The following is a 9963-nucleotide window of genomic DNA, read 5'->3' as shown; positions in this document are numbered from 1 at the left end:
GAGAGCCTGGATTCTACCGGTGGCTGGCTCTCTGCCTCTCGTTTCAAGCGTTGCGCTTATTCTATGAATTCAGGAGGCAAAAAAAGCATGGGAAAAGGATCAGCCAGTTGACACCTCGTTAGTAGGAGCCCCACAACTTCCGCACGTCAGACAATGTATTTCATTTATGATAGGACTCTCTTCGTTCCTCATCTTGGGCTCCCTTTGGATGCCACATAAAGAGACGGGCCTTGCTGGGAACGAATGGTGGATGCTGGTGCTAATCCCAATCGCCGTGGCCGGCTTCTGGTACGCAAGAAAAATCCAGAAGACGTACCACAAGGCTTTCATGGAGTGGAGGCAAGCTCAGAGCCGCAAGAGCGCATAGACCTTCATTCGGAATAGGTGGATGCGGGCACACTCCCCCGCATCCTGTCTTTGGATTTGACGAATTCACTTCACCTGCCCCCTCGCCGCAATGACACACCTCTTTACGCTTGAAGATGAGCCATCCCAACAAAGGAGGCTCCACCATGAAGCACCTGCTTAAAAGCATCACCAACGGCAGCACCATGCTCAATGGCTATAGCTATGACCGCGCAACCTTCCGTGCAGGCCATGTCTGGACCCGCAGCATGATTTCTGGCGCAATCAGCGCTAGCCTGACATGCATCGGCGTCTACAGCGGTGTCCTGGCTATGGACGCACAGTTCGCTGCCAGCTTCGGTGATCAGGCACTCAATTTCAAAATGGCTGCTGGAGCAGTGACTATCAGCCTGCTGGGGTACTCTTTGCGAGACCTAGCCGGCTCAATCATTCGTGATGTGAAAACAAAGATGCGCGTAGCGCGGGCCAACAGCTGGTTGATGAAGGGCACGGCCAGTACGCACGACTATTCGCATCACATCTACATGCAGCAGACTGCGCTCTCAATGGTTCGTTTTGTCGAAGTCGAGGGCGGGATCAAAGTTTACGCCATCGCAAAACACCCAGAGCTGGAGCAGGCCATCTTGCTGGACGTGATGTTGTTCGACGAGGAATACCCAGCACTTGCCACCTATTTCACCCATACCTCTGACATTCGCAGCAGCCTAAACGAGTCGTGCGGTGAGTGGAGTGATGAGGTTGCCAAACGCCTTGGTATCAAGCTTTCGCAGGCCCCGGTAGTGCCGGTTAAAGCCTCTCAACAACTCGACGAAGCCCCTTTAATTCTCGATGAAGAATTGCTGAATGAATTAACCGACGAGCAGGAAGCTTTTATCCCGCTGTTCGGGCGTGCATCAGCGCCACGCCAAAGGGGCGAAGCCCTGCGAGCCGCTTCAAAAGTTCCACCAGAAACCATCACCCACTAACTACTAAAAAGGGAATTTTGAAATGCTGCCGAGCCACCTACTTCGAATGGTCAGTCTTTGCATCAGCGGTGACTATCAAGACGCTGCTGTCCGTGCCCGGATCAAGGAAAAGTGCATCCCTTTCCTCGCCAAGCACCGTCGCGAAGTTCTGGCCGGCAGTTACAATGGCCGGCATGTACGCCCGGCTGGTTTCATCCGCAAGATGATCGAGGGAAGCCAGCTCATTCGCAGAGCCCTGGCGCACGCACACATCAGCCTGACCGCTGTTGAGTCCACCAGTAACGTGATTTCATTCCATGCCGCATCAATGCGAAGAAACGCGGTCAACCTTTCAGCAATCGCTTAGGAGTAACAGCTAGTGCTCGTCAATTGGTTCAAGAGTGTAATGCACCGCTTCTGCACTGCGTTCACAATACCTCAATGGGTAATTTTATTTTTTGCAATCCTCGCGTTTTTCTACTGGGCTGCCCGGCTGTCTGTCGAAAGGGAGTTCGTTTGGGCCGGGGTGGTACTGTTGGCATCAGCGGCAATTATTTTCCCTATACTTCTGAAAATGAAACGCTCCCGACTGACGAAGGGGTATTCCCTTGTAGCATTCGGCGCTCTAATTGTTGCCTGGTATACAACGCTTGTTATTAAATTCAGCTTGGACTTGGACCCAGTAGCTAAAGATGCGATGGATGTGCTTATTCAGATGTTTACTTTAGCGAGCGCAGGCGCTGGGGGAAGCATTATTGCAGCGGACGGGGACAGGAATAGCACTGACCGGGAGGTTCAGGTGGAACGCATAACTATCACCTCCGACACTCAACGCATTATCGATTTGCATAATTTGACTTTGAAGCAAACGAAGTGGATCAGAACCCTCTGTTTGTTTTCATTCTTGGTATTTGTGGGCATTGTCCTGAACATAGTTATGCGCAGCTAATACGCCGTATTGACCCACAGGCCGGCAAAGCGCTGGCCAGTTCGTTCCTCATCCCCACTTAGCATTGCTGAATCGTAGATCGGCTCTCTGCATGGATGTATCATTTCTGGGCACAAGCCCCGGCTTGGTGAATCAATCCTGAGAGAGCCCAGCACTGTGAATGCAACTGCAAACATCCCTTTCTGGGTGCCGATCGTGGCTTCCACTCTCTCTAACGCACACCTTGCCTCCGTGTTGCCCGACCTCTCCGCAAGCAAGGTTGCCACCCTCAGAGCGCGATTCGGGTTCCCAGTGTTCGCGGACAAACCCCATGGATCAGCGGCAGCTAACTGGCTCGCGCTGCTTGGCCAAATTGAGGATGAAGTGCTAGCAAGGCTGGTAAATGTCCGGTACGACACGTCTATCACCTCGCACCTGATCACGGCCATCCGCAACGACCTCGGCATATCCTCGTATTCAGCCCGCAAACCGAAGCTGCAACCTCGAATTCGAGACATGGTTGGGCGGTACACGGCGAGGAACATTGCCAAGGGCAGGGGCATCAGCGTCAAGGTGATCGAGGCATATCGAAACCTTGCAGCGGCAGATATAGCAACGGCAGCAACGATGCAGGCCCAGGCAGACGGAATCTGGAAGCCGGAGTGGATCGAACTCCTGCCTCACCAGACGAATGCCCAGATAACCAGGGCTACGGGGATAGATCCAAGAGAAGTGAGGGCAATGCGAAACACCTTACAGATTGCAGGCCCCTCCACTAGGACTTATTGGAAGCTGGTGAGTAATGAAGAGCTCGCCCTAACAAGTGATGAGCAGCTGTGCGCGTTGTACGGCGGGCCGCTGGCAGACTTCGCAGCACAGCGGCTTGTCAAGGCACTGGAGGACAAGGCAGTGGCCAAGGAGATTAGCCGGTCGAAGCAGCTGCCAGATCACCTCACTCACTTTCTAAACCAGATGCCACTGAGGCGACTGGCCAAGCTAGTAGCCCTAAGTGAGTTCCACTTGAAGCGTCAAAGGGACACCCTTGGGATTGAGCCCTACAATCCATTTCCCGTGCAATTCGAAAGCCTGCTCTCGACCCGCACTGATTCGGAGGTTGCCGGAATTGCACGCATCCCGGTTAGCACTGTGAGGTACAGAAGAAACAAGTTGCGGATGCCTTCTTACAGTGCCCGGCAGGACAGTTGAGAACGCCTCACTTCACACGCCAAGAGCTTTCAGAACGCGCTCTAATGCTTCTGCATTCTTGATCTCAGAGGCACGCATGCTACGAGGTACAACCTCAACATGCCCAGCATCAATGCGGCGTTGCTCTTCCTTGGTCATGTCATCGAGCATCTTTTTCAGACGAGCAAGATCAGCCGCTCGAATCCTTGATGGCCCGGTCAGGTTTGAGGTGATCTTTCCAGGCATCATGAGGGTGCTCCAATCAAATCAGTAATGTCTCGGTTGCAACTGACGCAAAAGCGGCGCTCTCCCCCTCTCACGCGTTCGAAGGTGGTAGCGTCGTCCGCATTACCATCGGCAGCATAATGCTGCTCGTACTTGCAAATCAGCTTCTCGTACCAACCCTTCTTTTCGCCGCACTTGGGGCAAGGTGCCAGTTGCACCCAACCCTTAAAATGGCTCATCTGAAAACCTTCCTATAGTTGTGCATCAGGCAACAGTGGCTTCTATTGTCCGCGCCAGATTGGCGAAACACTTTACCCTGTGAAGTGAGGGCGTTGGACCAAGCTCCGGTGGCAATCATCCAGTGTCGCAATGATAACCGCTCCAAGGCGAGGACTCACCGACACTGATGTAGTCGAGCTACATTCCCCCGACCTCAATGACACAGTGTTGCGCCTCATATCATTGGCACATCGCATACAGAGGTTTCACCATGAACAAAGAAGCACTGACTGCAATGACCATTGAGGCCGGCAAGAGAATCCTTGGCCGGGAGATAGTCATTAAGTCCAACGCAGATTTCACGCCCCCAGGTAAGCGTGTAGCGCGACAGGTGCGCCACACCATGAGCGGGCGCAGAACAGTGCCTCACATCCGTTGGTATGTCGCGGGCAAGACTTACCGCTCGCTGCCCCTCACAAAGGAAAATGTGAAGAAGACTGTCGATTGGCAAGGCCTAAGCCAGCCATCCATATCGACCCAACTCACACTGCTTTAAGACGGTGCGAAAGCCTCTCCCATGACGATCTGCACCCAAGAAACAAAGCATACGATTCGGGCATCTGGTGTGTTCTTCACCGTCACAAGGATCGCGTAAGGCTGACTGGCAGTGGTTTGCAGGCTCACAAACAAATACGCAATTCTGGCCGACCCCGGCAAGTTGGGGTATGGTCGCCGATGGTTTTTCCACGACCGGATGGCCAAGCTTTGTGCGCTGAACGATTGGGATGAATTCTCCGCCAGTACTGACGGCAGGAACCGGGAATCACACCAGGGCCTCGCGTGATACCACGACCCGGTGAAGTCTTGATCAAGCAGCGAGCTGGCTACGTTGTCCAGGCACCACAGCTACCCTTGCGCGTCCTCAGGTCCTATTCGTGGGATTGGGAAAGTTTCGATGCCCCCCCGACGACACAGGAAGTAAGTGGTGATGATAGGCGCATCCCAACTAACCGGAGACACGCTGAAATGAACAATTCGAAATTCGCATCTGCCCTCGCTGCCTGTCTCATCATGACAGGCTGTGCAACCAACCCCGATACTGGGAACTTTGAAATCACCCGTACTGGCGTAGGTCTCGCGGTGGGAACAGTTGGTGGCGCGTTGGTTGGCGCAGCACTCGGCGACGGCTCAACAGTTATCAAGGGCGCAATGCTCGGCGCTGCTGGTGGGGGTGGTGCTGGATACCTGTGGGATAAACGCAATAAGGCCATGCAAGCTGAGCTGAAAGCAACTGAGCTCAAAGTCGAGCAAGCACGCATTGCCGATGGCCAGCGTGTCTTGGTCATTAGCGCTCAGTCCGATGTTTTCTTTAAAGTTGGTTCGTCCGACATTGCTCCCGATGCGTACCCCTCGCTGAGCAAACTCGCAGAGTCGTTGAAAGGCCAGCAGTACAAGATCGGAATCACCGGCCATACCGATAGCAGTGGCTCACCAGACCTCAACAACCGCCTTAGCTACGACCGCGCCCGAGCTGTCGCCGCTTACCTCACTGCTGCGGGCGTACCTTATCAAGGTCTGTATGTACGCGGCGCCGGCAGCAAAGAACCCAAAGTGAGCAACAACACTCCCCAGGGTCGCTCTGAAAATCGACGCGTCGAATTCGTCTTAAGCGATGACGCGCCTAAAACAGCAATGCGCTGATAACAGTCGTTCTGCTGCCGAGGGGTGCTCGTAATCACATACACGCGTTGAGCACTATGCCTTACACACTGAGCGTCAAATACATTGCCTGCCCTAGACTGGTATCTAGTAGAAGAACGGAAGAATGAGAAAGGTTGAGGGACGTATATGAGCCGCACAAGCAGTGAGATTCAAGGGATGCTATTCATTGGTCTAGTGATGCTTTTAGGGCTGCCAGTTATTTGGCTTGTTGGTCTGTCTCAATTAACCGGGCACTCATTCTTTGAGCTATCCAAGCACTGGAGTGAGCTTCTTGTTGGGCCTTATATGTTCATGTTGGTCTGGGGGGTCGGCAAAATCAACTCTCAGTTTCGTGGACGCCTTGAGAACACATGGCCCATCATTTTGGGTGCCGTCTGGATCGGCATCCATACCCTGATCATCATGAAAGCACAGAAGGAAGGGCTGCCTCACGTTCTCAGCAATCAGAATGTCAACTCTGACGCTGTTTTCCACTCCGATGATTGGGATGAGCTTCCGTTCCGTGCCGGTAACGCAGCCCGTTGGATTGGTTTTGCCTTTTGTGTTTGTGGGGGCTATTTGGCGCGATACTTTTACAAGCGCAATTTTTGATTAGAACGTTCGCATCATCGGCGTTCAATTCATCAGTGCCCTACACAAGCAGGCTATAACCAGCTGAACTGGGTTCAATCAAAAAAAGGGCAGCCATTGGGCTGCCCTTTTTACTTTCTTGAATACTCAAAAGCCTTTCAGAGGCTCCAGTGTTCTTCGGCCTCGTAAAGCGGGCGACCCACCATCAATGCCTGAATCGCTGCAATGTGACTGATGTAGTCGGCCTCAGTGAAGCTTGTCCAGGACGAATTCACCTTCTGAGCCTTGGTGAACGCAGCCGCAACTGCGGGGTAGGCAGCTTTGTTTTTGCGTAGGTGCGTTTTCAGCCCAAGGAACAGCTGCCTATCCAGAGGTGGGTGCAGCTGCACCACTAGGGGGTGCCGGTAATGCTCACCACAAACAAAAATGGACTTGAGGTAGATATTTACGATCTTCTGCGCGTGACCAAAGCTGAAACCATCAACGCCACGGCGTTTCGCTTCATCAGCGATGTTTCGCATGTAGCCCAGCAACCACGCATCAACGTCAGGGCCAATGTGTGCAGGCTCACTCACAGCTTGCAAACCGCTGGCGTCGATTAGATCAAAGGCTATCTGGTTGCCCCCCCCTTTTAGGCCCCGCGTGTACGCTCGGGCTGCACACCAACGCGCAAAGTTGTGACGGTGCAACTCGATGCTATACGGCTTAGCTGCTGTAACCATTGCCAAATATCCCTTGTTGAGTCTTTGTCGGTGCGGCTGGGCGGCGCCGATCCATAGCCACTTGCAAGCACAGATCACTGATAAGCGTGTTGTTCACGATTCGGAGGTCAGTTCGTTGATGCTTTATGAACGAGTCCAGGTCATTGAGTTGGTAACTGCTGAGGGTGAGCAAACCATCGCTAAGCGCACCTGCTGGCGTCCAGTAGGGGAAGCGTCTGAGAATCGTAAGTCCAGCAGCTGCAAGGGATAGCGCCAGTACCACCGTAGCGGCCTTTGACCCTAGATCGACTGAATGAAGCACCAAGACGAAACCCAAGCCCATTATCAGCCCGAGCATTACGGCTTGGGTTCGGCGGACGGTACTGACAAGTCCCAGACTCCCCAAAATTCGGGTGTATGGGTCCATCGCTTGGGCAACCGTATTGGTCTCGGCACCAGCCAAAAGACGCAGCCGGCGTGAAAATTCGTTTTGATCCATCCATCTGACTCAGTTTGTTCACCGAACACTAGATTAGCGCCCCGCTCAATTCCAATCCTCCGAAATCGCACCATTTACTCTCACTTTCGATCTTGGGTGTTTAGGAGTTGCCAGGGCAACTGATGACACAGCAGCTCCACCCTGATCCTTACCGCCGTTGACCAAGCACTGCCTGCAACTGCACCTAGTTCAGATGAAACTTGCTACTCGACTTCCTACCATCGAACGAGGACTACCGAAGGACGAAAAATGACTGACCTTAACTGGCTGAGCTTGATGCTCTTGTTGGCTGGCGCTTCTCTAATCTTGATCGAGGCTTACGCGTTCACCCTCAAGCTTCTGGTGCTTGGCATCGCAGCATGCCTCATGTCGCTTGCCTGCTATTTGTGGGAAATCCCGATTTGGGGTCTGGTTGCGTTTGGCGTCGCCGCCGCGATAGCGCAAATCGACATTGCGAGGCGTTTTACACCTGCGGTTGGCATTCCAGCTACCGCAGTTTTGGGCGAAGCCGGCTACGTATCGAGCGTCAGCGTCCGAGACGGCATTACTCACGCGGTAATCAACTTCTCGACCCCGATTGGTGGGATTGAGCAGTGGAACATCAAACAAACAGGACTTCTCAGGAATCAGTGCAGAGCACGGGTCTTGAAGGTCAATGACGATTCAACCCTCACGGTTGAAATTGAAGGGGAAGCTACAAAATGAACATCTTTTTCATCGCTTTATTCGTTGCGGTGGTCGTCATCATTCTGCTGAGCGTGCGAATCGTCAGCCAGACTGACTCAATCGTTATCGAGCGCATTGGCAAGTACCACCGCACCTTGCGTTCCGGGCTCAACTTCCTGATCCCACTGATAGACCGCCGAGTCGCAACCACTTCGAGCAAGGACATGATGCTCAAGTTGGGCAAGGTTGACTGCATCAGCTCGGACAACGCAGTTGTCATCGCTGACGCTCTTATCGTGGTCAGAGTGTCCGACCCTCAGAAGGCCATTTATGGAGTCGAGAATTACCGACTCGCTACATCAATGCTCGCCGCCGCAGCTCTTCGCTCGAAACTTGGTTCACTCACGCTTGATGAAGCATTGACCAGCCGTGACCAGATCAAAGCAACAATTCAGGACTCGATTCGTTCGGAATTGGAAGACTGGGGCATTCTGCTACGCAATGTGGAAATTCAGGAAATCGCACCAAGCCCAAGTATGGTTCAGGCGATGGAGTTGCAAGCAGCTGCGGAACGCGAGCGTAAGGCATCTGTAACCCGTGCCGAGGGTGAAAAAACGGCAGTGAACCTGCAAGCAGAGGCTAAGCGCTACGCGACTATCCAAGAGGCAGAAGGACGTTTCGAAGCTGCCAAGCAAGACGCCTTGGCCCAGGTTGAGCTTGCCGATGCGACGGCAAAAGCAGTAGCTACGGTTGGCACTGCCCTCAAGGCTAGCCCGGAGGCTGGTCCATACCTGCTAGGTGAGAAGTTTCTGGAGAACTACGCTCGACTCGCTGAGTCGAATAACACCAAGATTATTGCCCTTCCTAACGACTTAATGTCAGCTGTGACTTCCCTGCTGAAACCGGGCAACAAGTAACCATCCGCAATCAGGCAAGCGTCGGGAGGCGCTTGTCAGCCCCTCCCACATCCCCCCGCTGAAACCGCCCCGCCGCAGCAAGTCAATCTGAGTCGTTTTTGCACTCCCAATATTGGAAGTGACGATGTTCGCCGCTTGCTGATGACACGTCATGTTCAGGCTGATCATGGACTCATCCAAAACAAACGAGCCATCGACATGCAACTTAATAACCCTCTGGAAGTAATGAACCATCTGATCTCTCTGCTCGCTGCTGAGGGCGTTGAGGCGTTCATCGGTAAGGTCGCCCATGAGTATGATGTAAACGAGCTGGAGGACGGCCTCCGAATCCCAGCTTGGGAAAATGACAAGCAAGAGCTCAGTCGCAAAGCCGTGTACGAGTTCATCTTCGCAAAGCTTGCCGCAAACCCGCGCAAAGGATTCATCACTGAAATGCCCGGTGTGCCTAATACCCTGAACGTTTACACCATCAACCCATGCAAACTTGACGCGGGCAGTGAACTCAACTGCTGGGACGTAATGGTCTGGTGTGCCGGCAGTAGTATCGACTCCTTCAATTGGGAAGAATGCGTAGAAGGTGATGCCCGCCCACCGGCATGTATGCAGGGTATGGACAAACCTCTCGCGCAGCTTAGATCGGGGCTTGCAGGCGGTATTGGTGTGTCCATGGGACTATCGCAAAAAAGCGGAAATAAATCCCATTTTGTCCTCGGGACTAACGTAGTCTCGTCACGTTCGGTGGTAAAGGTGAAGTCCGGAGGCCTTCTATCTCTTGAGTCAGTTCAAGAATCTTGGCGTCAGCTTCGAGCAAAAGTGAGGCAACCCTGTCACGTTGAGTTTTTAGTTCCTCAATTCGTTGCCGATAAGACCTGTTCTCCCGACGTTTTTTCATAGTTGCCTGCCGAGGGGACTCTATCCTTTGCTGAGCGTGGTTGCTGACCCAGGGCGGTTGCAGGAGCTGAGTGCAACACGGTCATTGAATTGAAGCTGGAGCATCATGCCGCATAGCCATGGCCTTCTG

At 53.2% G+C, this 9963-nt stretch carries 13 protein-coding genes; 10 read left to right on the top strand and 3 right to left on the bottom strand.

The genetic code is table 11. The features are described 5' to 3' along the window. The first annotated feature begins 512 nt into the window (after positions 1-512). The 4 genes from GHO41_RS27240 to GHO41_RS27225 all read left to right on the top strand — a co-directional run bounded on the left by GHO41_RS27240 (position 513) and on the right by GHO41_RS27225 (position 3444). Positions 513-1331 carry a hypothetical protein gene (locus GHO41_RS27240; protein WP_153435150.1) on the top strand — a complete coding sequence of 273 codons (819 nt, stop codon included), beginning with the start codon at positions 513-515 and terminating at the stop codon, positions 1329-1331. Positions 1332-1353: 22 nt separating this feature from the next. After that, on the top strand, positions 1354-1677 hold the full coding sequence (locus tag GHO41_RS27235; protein WP_153435149.1) for a hypothetical protein: 324 nt from the start codon (positions 1354-1356) through the stop codon (positions 1675-1677). A 12-nt stretch (positions 1678-1689) separates the two neighbouring features. Beyond that, positions 1690-2259: a hypothetical protein gene (locus GHO41_RS27230; RefSeq protein WP_153435148.1), complete on the top strand. Its 570-nt coding sequence runs from the start codon at positions 1690-1692 to the stop codon at positions 2257-2259. A 156-nt stretch (positions 2260-2415) separates the two neighbouring features. After that, positions 2416-3444: a hypothetical protein gene (locus tag GHO41_RS27225; RefSeq protein ID WP_153435147.1), complete on the top strand. Its 1029-nt coding sequence runs from the start codon at positions 2416-2418 to the stop codon at positions 3442-3444. Between the two features lie 12 nt (positions 3445-3456). Here the strand turns inward: GHO41_RS27225 and GHO41_RS27220 are convergent, their stop codons facing one another. Continuing rightward, positions 3457-3672, bottom strand: a complete 216-nt coding sequence (locus GHO41_RS27220) for a hypothetical protein (RefSeq protein WP_153435146.1) — start codon at positions 3670-3672, stop codon at positions 3457-3459. 466 nt (positions 3673-4138) lie between these two features. On the opposite strand from GHO41_RS27220, the gene GHO41_RS27215 reads away from it, so the two are divergent. From GHO41_RS27215 to GHO41_RS27205, 3 genes are all read left to right on the top strand, one after another. Further along, complete coding sequence (locus GHO41_RS27215; RefSeq protein ID WP_153435145.1) at positions 4139-4423, top strand: hypothetical protein; 285 nt, start codon at positions 4139-4141, stop codon at positions 4421-4423. A 470-nt stretch (positions 4424-4893) separates the two neighbouring features. Continuing rightward, positions 4894-5568: an OmpA family protein gene (locus GHO41_RS27210; protein ID WP_153435144.1), complete on the top strand. Its 675-nt coding sequence runs from the start codon at positions 4894-4896 to the stop codon at positions 5566-5568. A 147-nt stretch (positions 5569-5715) separates the two neighbouring features. Then, positions 5716-6180 carry a hypothetical protein gene (locus GHO41_RS27205; RefSeq protein WP_153435143.1) on the top strand — a complete coding sequence of 155 codons (465 nt, stop codon included), beginning with the start codon at positions 5716-5718 and terminating at the stop codon, positions 6178-6180. A 137-nt stretch (positions 6181-6317) separates the two neighbouring features. On the opposite strand, the gene GHO41_RS27200 is transcribed toward GHO41_RS27205, so the two are convergent. After that, a complete protein-coding gene (locus GHO41_RS27200) occupies positions 6318-6734 on the bottom strand; it encodes a hypothetical protein (protein WP_153435142.1) in 417 nt (138 codons plus the stop codon). Positions 6735-6864: 130 nt separating this feature from the next. After that, complete coding sequence (locus tag GHO41_RS27195; protein WP_153435141.1) at positions 6865-7359, bottom strand: hypothetical protein; 495 nt, start codon at positions 7357-7359, stop codon at positions 6865-6867. Between the two features lie 249 nt (positions 7360-7608). Between GHO41_RS27195 and GHO41_RS27190 the strand changes: the two genes are divergently transcribed. From GHO41_RS27190 to GHO41_RS27180, 3 genes are all read left to right on the top strand, one after another. After that, positions 7609-8064: a hypothetical protein gene (locus GHO41_RS27190; RefSeq protein ID WP_153435140.1), complete on the top strand. Its 456-nt coding sequence runs from the start codon at positions 7609-7611 to the stop codon at positions 8062-8064. Then, positions 8061-8942, top strand: a complete 882-nt coding sequence (locus GHO41_RS27185; RefSeq protein ID WP_153435139.1) for an SPFH domain-containing protein — start codon at positions 8061-8063, stop codon at positions 8940-8942. The genes GHO41_RS27190 and GHO41_RS27185 overlap by 4 nt, the downstream gene beginning before the upstream one ends. Positions 8943-9140: 198 nt before the next feature. After that, positions 9141-9836: a hypothetical protein gene (locus GHO41_RS27180; RefSeq protein ID WP_153435138.1), complete on the top strand. Its 696-nt coding sequence runs from the start codon at positions 9141-9143 to the stop codon at positions 9834-9836. Positions 9837-9963 lie beyond the last annotated feature (127 nt).

Origin of the sequence: Pseudomonas sp. FSL R10-0399 (assembly GCF_009600165.1) — a bacterium.
In the GTDB taxonomy this organism is placed as follows: Bacteria; Pseudomonadota; Gammaproteobacteria; order Pseudomonadales; family Pseudomonadaceae; genus Aquipseudomonas; species Aquipseudomonas helleri.
Note: the sequence above shows the minus strand (reverse complement) of the source record. Positions and strands in the feature narration are given on the sequence as shown.

Excerpts from the sequence above, each read along its gene's own strand:
- GHO41_RS27240 (WP_153435150.1), top strand. The coding sequence starts at position 513 with ATGAAGCACCTGCTTAAAAGCATCACCAACGGCAGCACCATGCTCAAT.
- GHO41_RS27235 (WP_153435149.1), top strand. The coding sequence starts at position 1,354 with ATGCTGCCGAGCCACCTACTTCGAATGGTCAGTCTTTGCATCAGCGGT.
- GHO41_RS27220 (WP_153435146.1), bottom strand. The coding sequence starts at position 3,672 with ATGATGCCTGGAAAGATCACCTCAAACCTGACCGGGCCATCAAGGATT.
- GHO41_RS27215 (WP_153435145.1), top strand. The coding sequence starts at position 4,139 with ATGAACAAAGAAGCACTGACTGCAATGACCATTGAGGCCGGCAAGAGA.
- GHO41_RS27210 (WP_153435144.1), top strand. The coding sequence starts at position 4,894 with ATGAACAATTCGAAATTCGCATCTGCCCTCGCTGCCTGTCTCATCATG.
- GHO41_RS27205 (WP_153435143.1), top strand. The coding sequence starts at position 5,716 with ATGAGCCGCACAAGCAGTGAGATTCAAGGGATGCTATTCATTGGTCTA.
- GHO41_RS27195 (WP_153435141.1), bottom strand. The coding sequence starts at position 7,359 with ATGGATCAAAACGAATTTTCACGCCGGCTGCGTCTTTTGGCTGGTGCC.
- GHO41_RS27190 (WP_153435140.1), top strand. The coding sequence starts at position 7,609 with ATGACTGACCTTAACTGGCTGAGCTTGATGCTCTTGTTGGCTGGCGCT.
- GHO41_RS27185 (WP_153435139.1), top strand. The coding sequence starts at position 8,061 with ATGAACATCTTTTTCATCGCTTTATTCGTTGCGGTGGTCGTCATCATT.
- GHO41_RS27180 (WP_153435138.1), top strand. The coding sequence starts at position 9,141 with ATGCAACTTAATAACCCTCTGGAAGTAATGAACCATCTGATCTCTCTG.